General features: G+C 58.4%; 13 protein-coding genes. 4 read left to right on the top strand and 9 right to left on the bottom strand.

The window, feature by feature from the left end; translation table 11 throughout:
• Positions 1 to 203: 203 nt before the first annotated feature.
• Positions 204 to 1,325: a tRNA (uridine(54)-C5)-methyltransferase TrmA gene (gene trmA / locus B9H00_RS14400; RefSeq protein ID WP_086901912.1), complete on the bottom strand. Its 1,122-nt coding sequence runs from the start codon at positions 1,323 to 1,325 to the stop codon at positions 204 to 206.
• 247 nt (positions 1,326 to 1,572) lie between these two features.
• Between trmA and B9H00_RS14395 the strand changes: the two genes are divergently transcribed.
• Positions 1,573 to 2,157: a DsrE family protein gene (locus B9H00_RS14395; protein WP_157663232.1), complete on the top strand. Its 585-nt coding sequence runs from the start codon at positions 1,573 to 1,575 to the stop codon at positions 2,155 to 2,157.
• 114 nt (positions 2,158 to 2,271) lie between these two features.
• Here the strand turns inward: B9H00_RS14395 and B9H00_RS14390 are convergent, their stop codons facing one another.
• From B9H00_RS14390 to B9H00_RS14370, 5 genes are all read right to left on the bottom strand, one after another.
• Positions 2,272 to 2,823: a hemerythrin domain-containing protein gene (locus tag B9H00_RS14390; RefSeq protein ID WP_086901237.1), complete on the bottom strand. Its 552-nt coding sequence runs from the start codon at positions 2,821 to 2,823 to the stop codon at positions 2,272 to 2,274.
• Between the two features lie 193 nt (positions 2,824 to 3,016).
• A complete protein-coding gene (locus B9H00_RS14385; RefSeq protein WP_086901236.1) occupies positions 3,017 to 4,366 on the bottom strand; it encodes a replication-associated recombination protein A in 1,350 nt (449 codons plus the stop codon).
• Between the two features lie 59 nt (positions 4,367 to 4,425).
• On the bottom strand, positions 4,426 to 5,022 hold the full coding sequence (lolA, locus tag B9H00_RS14380) for an outer membrane lipoprotein chaperone LolA (protein WP_169713464.1): 597 nt from the start codon (positions 5,020 to 5,022) through the stop codon (positions 4,426 to 4,428).
• A 204-nt stretch (positions 5,023 to 5,226) separates the two neighbouring features.
• Entirely contained in the window at positions 5,227 to 8,979 is a 3,753-nt protein-coding gene (locus B9H00_RS14375) for a DNA translocase FtsK (RefSeq protein WP_211329582.1), read from the bottom strand.
• 184 nt (positions 8,980 to 9,163) lie between these two features.
• Positions 9,164 to 11,107 (bottom strand): methyl-accepting chemotaxis protein, encoded by a 1,944-nt coding sequence (locus B9H00_RS14370; RefSeq protein WP_169713447.1) that lies wholly within the window; start codon positions 11,105 to 11,107, stop codon positions 9,164 to 9,166.
• 162 nt (positions 11,108 to 11,269) lie between these two features.
• Here B9H00_RS14370 and aat point away from each other — a divergent pair, with 162 nt between their 5' ends.
• The 3 genes from aat (at position 11,270) to infA (ending at position 13,142) form a co-directional block, all read left to right on the top strand.
• Positions 11,270 to 11,959: a leucyl/phenylalanyl-tRNA--protein transferase gene (gene aat / locus B9H00_RS14365; protein ID WP_086901909.1), complete on the top strand. Its 690-nt coding sequence runs from the start codon at positions 11,270 to 11,272 to the stop codon at positions 11,957 to 11,959.
• A 46-nt stretch (positions 11,960 to 12,005) separates the two neighbouring features.
• Positions 12,006 to 12,770, top strand: coding sequence for an arginyltransferase (locus B9H00_RS14360; RefSeq protein WP_086901234.1), 765 nt, complete (start codon positions 12,006 to 12,008; stop codon positions 12,768 to 12,770).
• A 153-nt stretch (positions 12,771 to 12,923) separates the two neighbouring features.
• Positions 12,924 to 13,142: a translation initiation factor IF-1 gene (gene infA, locus B9H00_RS14355; protein ID WP_007111068.1), complete on the top strand. Its 219-nt coding sequence runs from the start codon at positions 12,924 to 12,926 to the stop codon at positions 13,140 to 13,142.
• A 183-nt stretch (positions 13,143 to 13,325) separates the two neighbouring features.
• On the opposite strand, the gene clpA is transcribed toward infA, so the two are convergent.
• From clpA to icd, 3 genes are all read right to left on the bottom strand, one after another.
• The gene (clpA, locus tag B9H00_RS14350; protein ID WP_086901233.1) at positions 13,326 to 15,602 is read right to left on the bottom strand and encodes an ATP-dependent Clp protease ATP-binding subunit ClpA; all 2,277 of its coding nucleotides are present in this window, start codon (positions 15,600 to 15,602) and stop codon (positions 13,326 to 13,328) included.
• A 30-nt stretch (positions 15,603 to 15,632) separates the two neighbouring features.
• The gene (gene clpS / locus B9H00_RS14345) at positions 15,633 to 16,028 is read right to left on the bottom strand and encodes an ATP-dependent Clp protease adapter ClpS (protein ID WP_086901232.1); all 396 of its coding nucleotides are present in this window, start codon (positions 16,026 to 16,028) and stop codon (positions 15,633 to 15,635) included.
• Between the two features lie 257 nt (positions 16,029 to 16,285).
• The gene (gene icd / locus B9H00_RS14340) at positions 16,286 to 17,548 is read right to left on the bottom strand and encodes an NADP-dependent isocitrate dehydrogenase (protein ID WP_086901231.1); all 1,263 of its coding nucleotides are present in this window, start codon (positions 17,546 to 17,548) and stop codon (positions 16,286 to 16,288) included.
• Between the last annotated feature and the right edge of the window lie 11 nt (positions 17,549 to 17,559).

Here is a 17,559-nt window from a genome sequence, read left to right as displayed (position 1 = left end):
TCTCCTCGCGTCCCGCAAATGCCTGCGTATCCTGAAGGGATGGCCTCTACACATCCTAGTTCAGCAAACGCTTTATCCCTACTGTATGCGCATTTTTATCATGCCCCATGAGCATCCGGCATGAGGGTTGCCCCAATCATGACGTCTTCGGCATGGCTGCTCACAAAATCACGGGCGCCGCGGTATCAAAAGCCGGATAGACGTCATTCAGACCGGGGGCGGCGCTTGAGCAAAACGCCACACTCACAGTGATCGGTATAGGGAAACTGGTCAAAAAGTGCAAAGCGGTGGATCTCATGGGTCTGCCCAAGCTGCTCTAGATTGGCTTCGAGCGTATCAGGGTTGCATGAGATGTAGACAATCTCGTCAAAGCGAGCGATCTGCTCGCAGCTATCGGCATCCAGCCCGGCACGCGGCGGGTCTACCAAAACGGTCGAAAAGTCGTGCGTTTCAAGCTGCATGTCACTGACCCGGCGCCCTGTCTTCTCACCGGACAGCGCCTGAGCAAACTCCTCGCTCGACATGCGGGCCACGTGAACGTTGTCGATGTCATTCAATGCCAGATTATGCTGGGCCGAGGCCACGGACGTTCGCGAAATCTCAGTGGCCACGACCCGCCGGAAGTTGTCTGCCAGTGCAATCGTGAAGTTGCCATTACCGCAGTAAAGCTCGACCAGATCGGTCTCGCGACGCTGTCCATTCTCGGCCTGCGTCACTTCTCGAGCCCAGTTGAGCATGCTCTCGGCAATATCGGCGTTGGGCTGGGTGAAGCTGTTTTCGACCTGTTGATAACTGTAGACCTGACCGGCCACATGAAGGTGCTCGGTGACCGACTCACGTGTCAGCACCCGTCGCTGTTTGCGCGCACGCCCGATAATGGCAGCATCCAGCGTTGTCTCGAGCTCACGCGCGGCCTGCTCCCATTGGTCATCGAGCGGTCGATGATAGACCAGCGTGATGAGCGCCTCGCCCTGTCGGGTCGTCAGATACTCGACCTGGAACAGCCGATGACGCAGCTCGGGGCGATCACGAATGGCATCGATCACCCCGGTCATCAGCGCATTGATACGCCGGCTTGCCACCTCATATTGATCCATGCGCACGGTATGTTTAGCGCCGTCTGCGCCGGTCTCGAACATGGCATGAAACAAATCATCGCCTTCATGCCACAGGCGAAATTCGCAGCGCATGCGGTAATGGCTTGCCGGGGAAGCGAATACCTCGAGGGTGGGCGCCTGAAAGCGGGCGAACTGCTCGACGATGCGCTGACGCTTGGCGTCAAGCTGTACGGAATACTGGTCGGGGTCAACGACGGGTACGCTCAATGTCAGATACCTGGTCCGGCCGTTGTGATAACGGTCATGATGAAAGAGGCGGCCAGTGTAGCGCCTGCCCATCGCAGCTCAAGTACCGATGACGCTCCTGCCATCATATCCAGTCGCTATGGCACTGCGGCCTGGCTGCAAAATCTGTAGACTCCGGTCGCCTCATTGGCTATACCTCGCCCGTTATCCCGCAGGGGATAGGCCCCATCACGACAACCACGACCACTTTGGCTCTCAGGGACTCGATATGCTGACTCTTTTCAAACGGCACTGGATGCTGGCAGCACTGATATTGGCCGCTGTCCTCATGCTGCTTTTCGCTGCGGTCATACCCCGCAAACAGGCCGCGAGCATTGACCATGCCATTTACCCTGCAATAGAAAAATTCGGCGGCATTGCCGAGCGCCATGACACGGTAGATGTGCCCGATCCCGACAAGCATTATCGGGTCATCTTCGATGTGGTTAGCGGAAGCGACGACCCACGGGCCATCAATCCGGGTTTGATGCGCGTGGCACGCGCTGTCAATGTGTTTGCTGACGCTGGTGTTCCGCTGGAAAATCTGGACTTTGTAGCCATCATTCATGGCGATGCCACGCGTAGCGTGGTGGCTTCCAATCTTTATGACGAATGGTATGGCGTCGATAATCCCAACATCCCCCTGATTCATGCTCTGAACAAGGCAGGCGTTCGGGTAGAGGTCTGCGGTCAGGTCCTCAGCCACTGGAAGATTGCCGATGCCGATGTCAACAAGGAGATCGGCATCACGCCTTCTGCCCTGACGACACTGGCCATCTATGGCAATGAAGGGTATGCCTACGAACGGTTGTAACCTTTTACAGTATCGGCATTAAAAATGCGGGGCGGCATCCTGATGCCGCCCCGCTCATGTCTGCATGATCATTCGACTGCGAAGCCGGGGATCACGCCCCCGGGCGCAGGACACTCAGGCCACCGCCGAACGAATATCCCGAAACTCGGCGTAGAGGTCAGGATACTCCTGCTGCAGACGCGCCAGCTGAGTGCGGGCCTGAAGCGGCAGCGTGTCACGCAATTCGACGTACTCATCTTCGTTCATGCTGGCATCCAGCAGCGGAAACAGGTGCTCACGTTCCATACGTAACACGTGGCGGTGCGCATCAAGATAGGCCTTGAGACGCTCACCAAAAAGCGTCATGGGCATGATGGCATCCATCAGGATGTTATCGAGATCATCCTCCAGATGCCTTAGACGCTGTATGAGCTCGCGATACTCACCGGCCAGTTCGCAGACCTCCTGACCGGTGTGGGCACCGCGCTCGGTCAGCCGATGGCCGCACAGTGTTTCCAGCGGCACGATGTAATCGCTCATGTAGTCCATGATGTAATCACAGGCTTCCCGCATGAGGCGAAAACTCGGGCGCTCTCCGGTCACAAGATAGCGATGCTGCAGTGAAAGCACATGAAGCAGTCGAGCCATATGCGCATGATCCTGACGAAGCTGGGTCAACTTGAGCATGGCGGCGTCTCCGGCAAATTTGACGAGGTACCATTCTTGTGACTTTTGCCCCTGGTCGCCACTTACTTTGGTCGCATGCCGGTGGCACTAAAATTAATACCCGACACAGCTCTGACATGCGTGCCAGCAACCATCGCGGTCATGAGCCCGGCATGGCGGGCATGAGACATCTCCTTGCCCGGCTCATCCTTTCTCATGGTGCTTCAGGGCTGCGTCGATGCGTCGCATCCCGATCGAGCCCTTCCAGCCATTCAAGCTTTTCAGCGATACGCTTTTCGAGGCCTCGATCGACCGGCTGATAATACCGGGTGCCCACCAACGGCTCGGGGAAATAGGTTTCACCGGCGGCGTAGGCGTTCGGCTCATCATGGGCATAGCGGTATTCGTGGCCGTGACCCAGGGATTTCATCAGGGATGTGGGAGCATTGCGTAGATGCACCGGCACCTCATGCCCGGGCGTAGAGGCCACATGCGCGCGTGCCTGGTTATAGGCCACGTAGGCGGCATTGCTCTTGGGCGCGCTGGCGATATAAAGAATGGCCTGTGCCACGGCCAGCTCGCCTTCCGGACTGCCCAGACGCTCCTGCACTTCCCATCCATCGAGTGCCAGCCGCAGGGCCCGAGGATCCGCGTTACCGATCTCTTCGCTGGCCATGCGCACCACGCGACGCGCGATATAGAGCGGATCGGCCCCGCCATCGAGCATGCGGCAGTACCAGTAAAGCGCAGCATCGGGAGCGCTGCCCCGAATTGACTTGTGAAGTGCCGAAATCTGGTCGTAAAAAAGATCGCCTCCACGGTCGAGGCGGCGCGTGCTCTCTCCCAGCACTTCCTCGACCACGGCCTCGGACAGCGTGGGCGCCTTGCCATCACCGCCGGCTTCAGCCATGTCAGCGGCAATTTCCAGCAGATTGAGCGCACGGCGCGCATCGCCATCGGCGGCCTGTGCCAGCAAATCGCGCACGCTCTCGGGAGCTTCAATGCCCGCCTCGCCAAGTCCGGCCGGCTCAACCAATGCTCGGTCGATGACCTGACGCAGCTCCTGAGGCGTTAACGGCTTGAGCACATGGACACGCGCCCGTGAAAGCAGGGCGTTATTGAGTTCAAAGGAAGGGTTTTCGGTCGTCGCCCCGACAAACGTGAAGACGCCCTCTTCCACCCAAGGCAGAAAGGCATCCTGCTGCGCCTTGTTGAAGCGGTGCACCTCATCGACAAACAGCAGCGTACGCTGGCCGCTCTGACCACGCTGCTGAGCTTCAAACGCAGCGGCGCGGATCTCCTTGACCCCTGCCGACACGGCCGACAGCGTTGCGAAATGCGAGCGGGTATAGCCGGCAATCAGCCGGGCCAGCGTGGTTTTGCCAACGCCGGGCGGCCCCCAGAGAATCATCGAGTAGAGCTGATCGCGGGCCAGCGCCCGCGTTAGTGGGCGATCCAGGCCCAACAGATGTGACTGCCCGATATAGTCTTCAAGGCGAGCAGGACGCAGACGCGCCGCCAGCGGTTGCCCGGGCGGCGCGTCACGATCAAACAGGTCACTCATGAGGAAGGCACCTTTAAATACGGGTTATGCCCCCATCATGGCAGATTACGCTGTGGCGATCAGTTGCCTTCGCGCATCACATCTGCACCATCCGGAATCTTGAACTGAAAGTGAGAGGCACTGATATCAGGGTTGACCTCAATATTGCGAAACGAGATTTCCGTACGCTGGCCAGTTCCATCAGTCAGATCGATGCCGGAGAGACGTTCGTTGTTGAACACCAGCTCCAGGGACTCAAACAGCGAATCATTGGAGCGCGGTGACAGTGCGAAGAACTCGGTGGTGCCCTGCTGGCGTCGCGACACGTTGTAGTTCTCGGTCAACTCGCTGGCCTGACCGGAAAGCAGCAACGCCGGTGTATGGGTTACCCGCTGATCAAGCGGGCGAATGCTGACCTGCTCCAGATCGGGATCGTAGAGATAGACCTTCTGGCCATCGGAGACCACGGTCTGACGATAGGGGTCGGAAACTTTCCAGTTAAAGCGCCCCGGGCGCGACAGCCACATGTGGCCGCTGGCGTTTTGCAGGCTGCCACCACCGCTGGCGACCTGCTGATTGAAATCGGCAGAGTAGGTCTTGAGCGGCTCAAGCAACGACGTCAGTCGCTCGGCATCGCTGGAAGCGGCCTGTGCCGGCAGAGCCATGCACGCCGCCATGAACGTCGCGCCGGCCAGCCCAAGCGTGCGGGCCCAGCCCTTGCGAGCATTGGTCATCAGTGTCATCAAAAACATCCTGTCCTTGTCGGCAGAGAACATGCCGTGGTGTCCCTTTGACCTGCCACCGAGTGGCAGGTTCGCTGCAAGCCTCATATGAAACTTAAGACTTGTCGAGAGATATCAAGGCGTTGCCTCGAATCATTATCAGTGTGCCGGCGGTGATGCCAGCACCTCTCTTGCGCCATTGCTGCCCATGGAAGACACCACGCCGGCCATTTCCATCGCCTCCACCAGCCGTGCCGCCCGGTTGTAGCCAATCTTGAAGCGACGCTGGACCGAAGAGATCGAAGCACGACGGGACTCGGTCACGTAGGCCACGGCCTCATCGTAGAGCGCGTCCTGTTCCGGGTCATCGCTGCCTTCTCCTTCGGCTTCAAGGCCTGCCAGTGCATCGGCAGAAACGCCACCGGAGAGGATTTCATCGATATACTCGGGCTCACCGCGACGTTTCCAGTCATCAACTACCCGATGCACCTCGTCATCATCGACGAAGGCACCATGAACGCGCATGGGAATGCCGGCACCGGCCGGTAGGTACAACATGTCGCCGTGACCGAGAAGATGTTCGGCGCCGCCCTGATCCAGAATCGTGCGCGAATCGATGCGCGAGGAGACCTGGAAAGCCATGCGGGTAGGAATGTTGGCCTTGATCAAACCGGTCACGACATCCACCGACGGACGCTGCGTGGCCAGAATCAGGTGGATACCGGCGGCTCGCGCCTTCTGGGCGATGCGTGCGATCAGCTCCTCGACCTTTTTGCCCACGATCATGAACATGTCGGCGAACTCATCGATGACCACCACGATGTAAGGCAGTTTTTCGAGCACCGGCGGCTGCTCGTGCATCTCCCAGGGCTGCGGCTCCCACAGCGGGTCGGCAATCTGGGCACCGGCTTCCGAGGCCTCATCAATACGTGCGTTGAAGCCGGCCAGATTACGCACTCCCATGGCCGCCATCAGCTTGTAACGACGTTCCATTTCGGCCACACACCAGCGCAGCGCATTGGCAGCCTCCTTCATATCGGTCACCACCGGTGCCAGCAAATGCGGAATGCCGTCATAGACCGACAGTTCCAGCATCTTGGGGTCCACCATGATCATGCGCACTTCATCGGGCGTAGCCTTCAAAAGCATCGAGATCAGCATGGCATTGACGCCCACTGACTTGCCCGAACCGGTGGTACCAGCCACCAGCAGATGCGGCATCTTGTTGAGATTGGCAACAACCGGATTGCCACCGATGTCCTGACCCAGCGCCACCGTGACCGGCGAACGCGCATCCTGATAGACGTCGGAATCAAAGACCTCACGCAATCGGATCATCGCCCGATTGGGATTGGGAATCTCGATACCCACCGTCGGCCGCCCGGGAATGATCTCGACCACGCGAACGCTCTTGACCATCAACGAGCGCGCCAGGTCCTTGGCCAGGTTGCTGATCTTGGAGACCTTCACTCCGGGTGCCGGCTTGATTTCAAAGCGGGTAATGACAGGGCCCGGCCAGGTGTCGACCACCTCTGCCTTGACGCCATATTCGCGCAGCCGCACTTCCAGCAACTCTGCCATGTCCTGGAGCTGTTCGGCCGTATAGGTTGGCTCATGCGACGACGGCGGCGTCAAAAGTGACAGGGAAGGCAGCTTGCCTACCGGCTCCCCATCGGACTCATGCGCGGGACGCTGGGTCTGCATCTGCTGTACGGTCCAGAGCGTAGGACTGCTGTTGTCCTCGGTCTCCACTTCCGGCTCAGGGCGTGGTGCCGGCGTCTGAGCGGCGGCTGAAGGCGCATGTTCAGGAGACATCGTCGGGGGCGACACCGCTCTGTCCGCCCCAGAATGCGAGGGCGCTGCGGCCTCGGGAGCAGGCGATGTAGAAGAGGCTACGACAGGTGTTTCCGATGCAGGTGGTACTGGTGCGATATCCTGGCGATCATCGTCTTCCTCGAACGTCAGCGTTGAAGCCGAAGGCGCGCTGGTCAGAGCCTCTGCGTCATCACGCGCACTCAACGGCGTCGAGAATTCAGGCTCATCGTCTTCCCAGCTCAATATCGGGCGAGGCGCGTCCTGAAGCTCATCGATCAGCGGCGTGTCGCGCTCCTGCAAGGGCTCTGCGGCGGCCATTCTCACGTCATCCGTGGTCGGCTTATCAGAACCAGCCGGGGCCGGCACGTCGCTTTCAGTAGAGGCATTCGTTGACGGTTCAGTCTGTTGACGCGGTGCTGGCTCGGAACGCTCAAACACCGGCACAGCGGGTGCTTCGAAATCGTCTTCATCGTCTTCGGCCAGGTGCGGCTCGGGAATGACTTCAGGAATCCGCCGGCGCGTAACATCGGCCTGAGGAGATTCTGTGTGAGGCGTCTCGGCATCCCGCGGGGTTTCCGCTGGCGGCTGTGAGGGCTGCGCCGGCGCTGAAGCATCTTCTGCTGCCGTATCGCGGTGCGCATCTTTCATGGCGCTACTGGAAGCTTCTTCGTCATCTACTACCGGGCGGACCAGCGGCTCTTCGACGGGCGGCGTCCGGGAAGAAAGCACGTCATCATTTGTCTGGCGGTCTTCCGGCATCTGCGTGGCCACCGCGGCACTCGCAGAATCAAATGCCGAGGCCGAGGCCACGCGCTCCTCAGTGTGGGGGACAGGACGCTCGACATCAGCTGCCTGATGCTCTGAAACCAGCGACGTATCGGTATGGCGTGTTTTTGACGCCTGGCCAGACTCGGTCACGGGCTCGGATGTGGAGAGAACTGGATCGGTATCTCGACGGGACTCACGCGCTTTTGAAGCTTCCTCATAAGGCTGCTCCCAGGGGATGTCATCATCGCCGGTGCGCATACCGGAGAACTGCTCAGGCACATCGTCGTCACCACGACCGCCCTGCTGACGTGGCGGCGGCGCGACCGGCTCCTCGTCATCGTCAAAAAACTCGTCGTCGTGCGCCGACGCACGACGTCCAGGCATGAAGCGAGCCAGCAGGCCGCTGCGTTCACGCTGGGGACGAGCGTCTTCGACATCCGCCCTCAGACCGTTATCGGCGTCATCATCGTCGTGACCAAAATCAAACTCGTCCTCTTCCTGGGCGGCCAGATAGGCTTCACGTCGCTCCTGCGCCATTTCCCGGCGCCGCTCCTGAAGCCTTGAGCCGGCACTGCCAATGCTTGCGCCTGCCATGCCCACGCGACCCGCACACCAGCGCACACCACGCCAGATGCCGTTGCCCACTTCATCAATGATGGAAAACCAGGACATGCCCGTCAGCAGTGGCATGCCGCAAAGAAAGGCCGCCAGTGACAACAGCGTGGTGCCGTGTTTGCCGACCAGAGATGCCAGTGCGGCCGAGACACCCTCACCGACAATGCCTCCCGAGCCGTAGGGCAGATCATTGCTGGCATCCTGAAAATGCAGGGCACCCACGTTACAGGTGGCCACCATGACCAGCAGCAACCCACCGCCGCGTACGGCCAGGGCCATGGGGTCCCAGACGAGGTGGGCCTCCCTGGCACGTATCAGGCGCCAGGCACCCAGCCCCAGCATACCCGGCGCCCATAGGGCGCTGGCACCAAACAGGGAATAAAGAACATCGGAAAGCCATGCCCCCACAGGCCCCATCCAGTTGGTCACCTGCTGATCCGGGCCGCTGTGCGACCAGCTGGGATCTGCGGGCACATAACTGAAAAGCGCCAGCAAAAGGAAGGCGCAAAGCGCCAGCATGACGATGGCGACCCCTTCCTTGGCGGCGCCCTGAAGTCGGGCACTGAAGTGACGGGCATTATCCCGGGCTTTGGTCACACGCTGTCGAGAGCGCTGTGTTGTGGCGCTTTTACGCGTTGTTCGCGGGCTGGCGCCGCTTTTGCTGCGGCGGGCCTGTGACTGCGACTGCGATTGTCTGGTCTTGCTGGCGCTCAACGGCCATCCCCCCTGCACTCATGCGAGTGTTATGACTGTACTCTGATGAAGCATTCGAAGGCCTGATAAAGGCATATTGGCAGGGTAATGACATTGGGTCACACCCTGCCAGAGGCAGGTATCATACCTGGAGATGATGGTACGGCACAGACCCGGCAATTGCAGCCGGCAAATCCGGGAAATATCAGGCCGGCAGATGAAAGACCCTTACCACCTCACTGAGCTTGCGTGCCTGCTCGTCCAGATGGCCCGAGGCCGCCGCCGACTGCTCGACCAGCGCGGCATTATGCTGCGTCGTCTCATCAAGTGATGCCAGCGCACTGCTGACCTGCTCGATCCCCGACAGCTGCTCTTCGCTGGCGCGGCTGATCTCATTGACGATAACGCTCAGACTTTCCATTCGTGCGGTGATCTCTGCGATCTGCTCACCGCTTTGCTGGATGTGAGCGTTGCCGGTAGTGACCTCTTCGATGGTATGTCGAATCAGTTGACCAATGTCGGCAGAGGCTTCGCTGCAGCGCACTGCCAGACGCCGGACCTCGTCAGCCACGACGGTAAAGCCGCGCCCATGGACGCCGGCACGCGCCGCTTCAACCGACGCGTTGAGTGCCAGCAGATTGGTTTGGAAGGCAATAGCATCAATGGTGGCGATGATATCGGACATCTTAGAGGCCGTAGCATCGAGGTCTCTCAGAGTGGTCACGGCACGCTCCAGCCGCTGCTGCCCTTCCCGGGCCGAAGCCACCACTTCTCCGGCCATGATGTCACCCTGATGGGCTCGCTCGGTATTCTGGCGCACCGTGGCGGTAAGCTCTTCGATGCTGGCCGCGGTCTGCTCAAGGCTTGCAGCCTGACTTTCGGTACGGCGAGATAGATCCATGTTGCCACTGGCAATTTCGCCTGACGCATGGCCGATACTTTCCACCGACTGACGAACGCGACTGACGATATCACGCAGACCATCTCCAATCCCGTTCATGGCCCCAATCAATGAGCCAATTTCATCCTGACGACGACTGTCAAGATGCTGCCTGAGATCACCACTGGCCAGATGGCCGGCCATCCCCTGAACGCGAGCCAGAGGATTGCTCAGGCTGCGACGCATCATGATATAAACGCCCAGTGCGGCGGCCAGCGCCAGACCCAGTGCGATCAGCAAGAATCGGTTACGCGCGGCGGCAATCCGATCATCGATGTCATCGTTGATGGCTGTGGCCGTGACGATCCAGTGCCAGTCGGGATACTGCATGAAATAGCTCGTACGACCCGCGTGTTCGGTATCAGGCAGCTGATACTCGAAAAGCCCCTTCTGTCCGTTAAAGATCGGTGCAAAGGCAGGGTTACCCTCGACATCGGAGACATCACGCAGGGACGACCCTTCATTTTCACCCCCTGCCAGTACCTTGCCGGTATCATCGTCCACAATCATGAAATAGCCGCTGTCCCCGATCATCAGTGATCGAACGCGCGACTCGAAGTTTTTCAGGTCTTCCGTGATGTTCACACCGATGAAGCTTGCACCGATCACGCGCCCCTGGGCGTCATGAATGGGCTCGTAGCGGGTGATATAGGGCGTACCAAACAGCGTGGCAATCCCCGAGTAGACACGGTCTTCCATCAGGGCACGATAACTTGCGCCACTGCGATCAAGCAGCGTACCGATGGCACGAGCCCCCTGGTCATTCTTGAGAGAGGTGTTCACCCGAACGAAATCGTCACCGGTACGGGCAAAAATGGTAATCGGAGTGCCGGTACGCTGGGTAAAGTCATCCACCCGCTGAGTGTCCATGTTGAGCACCCCGCGCTGGTCCATCAACAGAGGGGTCTGGCGAGCATTGATCTCCATGGTCTGATCAGCATCGAGCACAAAGGGCGGGGCCAGATTATCGGTCTGAAAAAGCTTCAAAAAGCGCGCACTCTGCTGCTGTAGACTTTGATCAAAAAGCGCGACCGAATCGGTGAACTGCTGCGTTTGTTGCTCCATGCTCTTCGTCGCCTGCTCACGAAGCGCCCGAGCACTCGAAGCCGACAGCCCCCAGCTCAGGGCAACAAATGCGATAATGGCCACCAGCCCGATAATCAGCGCCAGACGTGAGCCGAGCCCCATGCGACGAAGATAGTTTCCCATGATAAAAATCCGGTAATGTGACGTGTCGTTTTCGGTGGCCAGAACCTGGCAAACCCTTCCGAAACTCAATGTCGGCCGGAATGGATAAAACTTAAGAGGCTTTAACGTGTCACCGGGCATCTGCCAATGCACCACCATTATGCCGGTCTCAGAGGTGCAATCATGATCGATTGGCTCGCCCCCCGGCCTGTCGGTTTCCCACCGCCGGAGAACGCGCTTCAAACGCCCAACGGCCTGCTGGCCGCAGGAGGGGCACTCACGCCGAACTGGCTGCTGGCGGCCTATCGGCGTGGCATTTTCCCATGGTTCAATGAGGAAGACCCCATACTCTGGTGGTCACCCGACCCCAGAATGGTGTTGTTCCCGGCCTCCCTTCGCGTGCGGCGCAGTCTGGCCAAACGAATGCGTAACTCGGGGATGACAGTGACGTTTGACCAGGCCTTCGAATCTGTCATCACACAGTGCGCCGAACAGCGACAGGCCCGGGAAGGAACATGGATTTCATCCGACATCATCAGGGCGTATGTGGCCCTGCATCAGATGGGTCATGGGCACAGCGTTGAAGTATGGGAAGGGAATACACTGGTGGGTGGACTCTACGGTATCCTGCTGGGGCGCGTATTTTTCGGCGAATCCATGTTCTCGATACGCCCTGACAGCTCCAAGATTGCCCTGGTGCGGCTGGTAGAATGGTTATCCGAGGGGCATGACCTGGCGCTGATAGACTGTCAGATGCATACGTCACACCTGGCCAGCATGGGTGCCTGTGATATTTCACGCGAGCATTTCAATGCCCTGCTCAGGCGCTACATACCTGCAGATTATCAAGAAGCCTCGACACCGCGCCGATAATCATGATCAAGTCATCCATGTCACAAGCCTCGGCCCACTCTTTTGGATGTTGCGCCCGTTGAAGAACTCAAGCACGCAGTCGTCTCTTCAGAATTTACGATTTTTTCTGACCAAGCCTCATGATTGCAGTTACCTGGGATCACATGAGGCCACAACGCTGTTCATGGACCCGCATACCCCTGTGGATCATGACATGTACAGCGCACTGACCTTGATGGGGTTCAGGCGCAGCGGCACGCACCTCTATCGCCCTCACTGCCAGGAGTGCAATGCCTGTGTCTCCGTACGCGTGCCGGTTGATGATTTCGAACCCGACCGCTCGCTCAGACGTACCGAACGCAATAACCAGGATCTGGAAGTCATCGAGCGGCCGGCCGTGTTTGATGACGAGCATTATGCGCTTTACGAGCGCTATATCAGCACACGTCACAGCGATGGCGAGATGTATCCGCCAGCCATCGAACAGTACCGCGCCTTTTTAAACATCGCGCACGACTTCTCACGCCTGGTCGAGTTTCGCCTGGAGGGGAGGCTTCTGGCGGTGGCCGCCGTGGATTTTCTGACCCACGGGCTCTCTGCCATCTATACTTTCTTTGATCCCGATGACGCATTTCGGTCGAGATCAATGGGAAGCTGGGCAGTCATCTGGCAGATTCGCAGGGCGCAGTCACTGGGACTCAAGCACGTTTATCTCGGGTACTGGATCCACAAGAGCCAGAAAATGGATTACAAGCAGCGCTTCAAACCCCTTGAATATCTGCAGGGACATCGCTGGCGCCGGGGCATTCCAATCACCCAGACACATCATTAAAGGCGCATCAACGTCAAGCGGCTTTGCGCTTCAGGCAGGTATCAGGCAAAATATCGCACGTTCAGTCCGCCATCATTTACGTTGCCTGATTATTTAATCAGCAAGACTGCCCTGATGGCGTGCTCATATTACGATTATCGGGGACTACATCATATGGCAAGAGAAGATCATATTGAAATGGAAGGCGTGATTGTCGATACGCTTCCCAACACCATGTTTCGCGTCGAGCTGGAAAACGGCCACGTCGTGACCGCGCATATTTCCGGCAAGATGCGCAAGAACTACATCCGCATTCTGACCGGCGACAAGGTCAAGGTTGAGCTGACCCCCTACGATCTGTCCAAGGGCCGTATCGTTTATCGCTCCCGCTAAAGGACGCCACGCGTCCTGACGACACTGCCCTCCTCATGCCCTTCGCTGCTCGGCAGCGCCCTGACGGTCCTGACAATGGCTGACAGCCCGCTGCCCGAGGCATGTCCTTCTGTCTGCCGTTCATGTCATGCATAAAAAAACGCCCCGTCCGAAGACAGGGCGTCAGTAGTGACCGGCAGCCGATCAGGCCACCTGTTCGGCAGCCGCTGACAGCTGCAGCTCGCCGTTTTCCAGCGTGACATGTACCGTTCCACCGTTATCGGCCAGATCACCAAACAGGATCATCTCGGCCAGAGGCTTCTTGAGCTTTTCCTGAATCAGGCGCGCCATGGGACGTGCGCCCATTTGCGGATCGTAGCCGTGCTCGGCCAGCCAGCCCCGTGCATCCTCGTCGACGTCAAGCTGTACACGCTTCTCGTCCAGTTGGGCCTGCAGCTCAACCAGGAACTTGTCGACGACGCTTCGCACAATCTCCATGTCCAGATGGCGGAACTGAATGATGCTATCCAGACGGTTACGGAACTCGGGCGTAAAGGTGCGGCGAATGGTTTCCATGGCGTCGGTAGTGTGATCCTGCGTCTGGAAGCCAATGGAGCGACGCGAGGCCAGCTCTGCCCCGGCGTTGGACGTCATAACCAGAATCACGTTGCGGAAATCCGCTTCACGACCGTTATTGTCGGTCAGCTTGCCGTGGTCCATCACCTGCAGCAGCAGGTTAAAGACATCCGGATGCGCCTTTTCGATCTCATCAAGCAGCAGCACGCAATGCGGATTTTTGGTAACGGCTTCGGTCAACAATCCACCCTGATCGTAACCAACATATCCGGGAGGCGCACCGATCAATCGCGATACGGTATGACGCTCCATGTACTCGGACATGTCAAAGCGTACCAGCTCAATGCCCATGATCTGAGCCAGCTGACGGGCCACCTCGGTTTTACCCACCCCGGTTGGTCCGGCAAACAGGAAGTTGCCTACCGGCTTGTCCGGAGACCCAAGCCCTGCACGCGACAGCTTGATCGCCGAGGACAGGCTATCGATGGCCTCATCCTGTCCGAAGACAAGCATCTTGAGATTGCGATCCAGATCGGCCAGCAATTTGCGGTCCGAGCTTGAAACGCTCTTGGGCGGAATACGGGCAATGGAAGCCACGATCGATTCGATCTGCTCGACATCGATCTGCGCCAGACGTGCCTCAACCGGTAGCAGCCGTTGATGGGCACCGGCTTCATCAATGACATCAATCGCCTTGTCCGGCAGATAACGATCATTGATATACCGTGACGCCAGTCGCACGGCAGCCTCCATGGCGGCATCGGTGTACTTGAGCTGATGATGCTCCTCGAAACGACCGCGCAGCCCTTTCAGGATGCGGATGGCGTCATCAACGGTCGGCTCCAGTACATCAACCTTCTGGAAGCGACGCGCCAGCGCTCGATCCTTCTCGAAGATGCCGCGGAATTCCTGGAAGGTTGTGGACCCGATACAACGCAGCTCACCCGAGGAGAGCATGGGCTTGAGCAGGTTGGAGGCATCCATGACACCGCCTGAGGCAGCACCGGCACCGATAATCGTGTGAATCTCGTCGATGAACAGAATCGAGTTGGGCTCTTTTTTGAGCTCGGCGAGAAGCCCTTTCAGGCGTTTTTCAAAATCGCCCCGATACTTGGTCCCTGCCAGCAGGGCCCCCATGTCAAGTGAGTACACTACGGCATCACTGATGACATCAGGAACATCTTCTTCAACGATGCGCTTGGCCAGACCTTCCGCGATGGCCGTCTTGCCAACACCGGCTTCGCCCACCAGCAGTGGATTGTTCTTGCGACGACGCGCCAGAATCTGCACCACACGCTCCAGCTCGTGATCACGGCCGACCAGAGGATCGATACGACCGATACGCGCCTGTTCATTCAGGTTGGTCGCATAACCGGTCAAGGGGTGCGAAGAGGCATCACCGGAGGCATCCTCGCTGTCCTCGGACTCTGTGCCACCGTTGTGCTGGCCCTGCTGCTGGTTGTGCCCGGCCACCTTGGCAATGCCATGGGCGATATAGTTGACCGCATCCACTCGAGCTACATTCTGCTGCTTGAGGAAATAGACAGCCTGGCTTTCCTGTTCGGAGAAGATGGCCACCAGCACATTGGCGCCAGTCACTTCCGACTTGCCAGAAGACTGAACGTGAAACACCGCGCGCTGGAGCACACGCTGAAAGCCCAGAGTAGGCTGGGTTTCGCGATCATCCTGATCCTCGGGGATCAACGGTGTGGTGGTATTGATGAAATCCTGTAGATCGGTGCGAAGCTTGTCGAGATTTGCCCCGCAGGCCCGCAGAACGTCTGCAGCTGACGCATTGTCCAGCAATGCCAGCAGAAGATGCTCCACGGTCATGAACTCGTGTCGCTTTGAACGCGCCACGGTAAATGCGGTGTTCAGGGTCAATTCAAGTTCTTTGCTCAACATGGCAGTCCCCTCTTGGCCGCTGCAGACAGCTCAGTCTGCCCGGTCGATATCGCACAGCAGTGGATGCTGGCATTCTCGAGCGTATTGATTGACCTGCTGGCTCCTGGTTTCCGCAATATCACGGGTATAGATGCCACAGGTCGCCTTACCCTGAGTGTGAACGGCCAGCATGATCTGTACCGCCTTCTCGTGATCCATGGCAAAAAAGGTTTGCAGTACTTCGACGACAAACTCCATGGGCGTGTAGTCGTCATTGTGAAGCACCACCTTGTACATTGGCGGTTCTTCAAGTTCCGGATCGCTCGACTGCTCGGCCACATCGCCCTGCTCCTGATGATCAGGATCGGAATCGGGAGGTGTCATGCCTGCGTGAGTAACCGTATTACGAAAATCGTAGTGAAGTGCTTCACTATCTATCTTGAACATATGTGTCCGGATCGATGAAAACAAGCGGAAAGATGATTGAATGCACTCATCGAGCTAACAGTTTGAGCGCTAACACGCCTCAGTGTTCCCCATAAAGATGGTGCTGCCATGCCGACGATGCAAGCGTGCGGCGATAAAAACAGTATCTCATGCCTTGAGGGTGGCAAGGGAGTCGAGCATGAACGGATATATCACGCAGGCGGCCATCATCCCCTCAGCAGCCGCCATGCCTGATATCAGACGTTCCTGAAAGGCCTTCAGGCCGACATGTTGTGCACCACGGCATCGGCAAAGGCCGAGGTACTCAAAAGCGTTGCCTCTGACATGACCTGATGAAAGTCGCCGGTTACCTCACCGCGCGCAATTGTGGCTTCCATGGCGCTGACGATACGAGCTGCCGCCTCATCCCAGCCAAGGTAGCGCAGCATCATTTCAGCCGAGAGGATCAGTGACCCGGGGTTGGCACTGTCCTTGCCGGCCAGCTTCGGCGCCGTTCCGTGAGTAGCCTCGAACATCGCTACCGCGTCCCCTCGATTGGCGCCGGGCGCGATACCGATGCCACCGACCTGAGCCGCCAGTGCATCAGACAGGAAATCTCCATTGAGATTGAGGGTCGCAATGACATCAAACTGCTCGGGGTGAATCAGGACTTCCTGCAGCATGGCATCGGCGATGACATCCTTGATCACGATGGTGCTACCATCGCGCGGGCTTTCCATGGAAAGCCACGGCCCGCCGTCCAGAGGCGTCGCGCCGAACTCGTCACGCGCCACCTCAAGGCCCCACTGTTTGAAGGCGCCTTCGGTGAACTTCATGATGTTGCCCTTGTGCACCAGCGTCACCGACTCCCGGCCATTATCAATGGCGTAGTGAATCGCCTTTCGCACCAGTCGCTTGCTGCCCTCCTCCGATACCGGCTTGATGCCGATTCCGCACTGCTCGGTAAAACGAATGTTGTCGACCTGCATCTCTTCCTGCAGAAACCGGATGATCTTACGGTTTTCAGCAGTACCCGCCTGCCACTCAATACCGGCATAGATGTCTTCGGCATTTTCCCTGAAGATTACCATGTCGACATTCTGCGGCTGACGTACCGGGCTGGGGACGCCCTTGAACCAGCGTACCGGACGCTCGCACACGTAAAGATCCAGCGTCTGGCGAAGCGTGACGTTCAATGAGCGCATGCCGCCGCCGACCGGCGTGGTTAACGGCCCCTTGATGGACACCACGTAATCCCTGACGGCGTCGAGCGTTTCCTGCGGCAACCAGGTGTCCTCGCCGTAGACACGTGTTGCCTTTTCACCGGCATAAATCTCCATCCACTGAATCTGGCGTTGCCCGCCATAGGCATCTGCTACGGCGGCATCTACCACCTTTTTCATGGCCGGCGTGATGTCTGCGCCGATGCCGTCGCCTTCAATGAAGGGAATGATGGGACGATCCGGTACCGACAGCGTGTGATCGCTGTTGATCGTGATCATGTGGCCACTGTCAGGAATGCTGATATTGCCGCTGGACATGGGGTGAGGTA

The sequence above is a fragment of the Kushneria marisflavi genome, from assembly GCF_002157205.1.
Classification (GTDB): domain Bacteria; phylum Pseudomonadota; class Gammaproteobacteria; order Pseudomonadales; family Halomonadaceae; genus Kushneria; species Kushneria marisflavi.
Note: the sequence above shows the minus strand (reverse complement) of the source record. Positions and strands in the feature narration are given on the sequence as shown.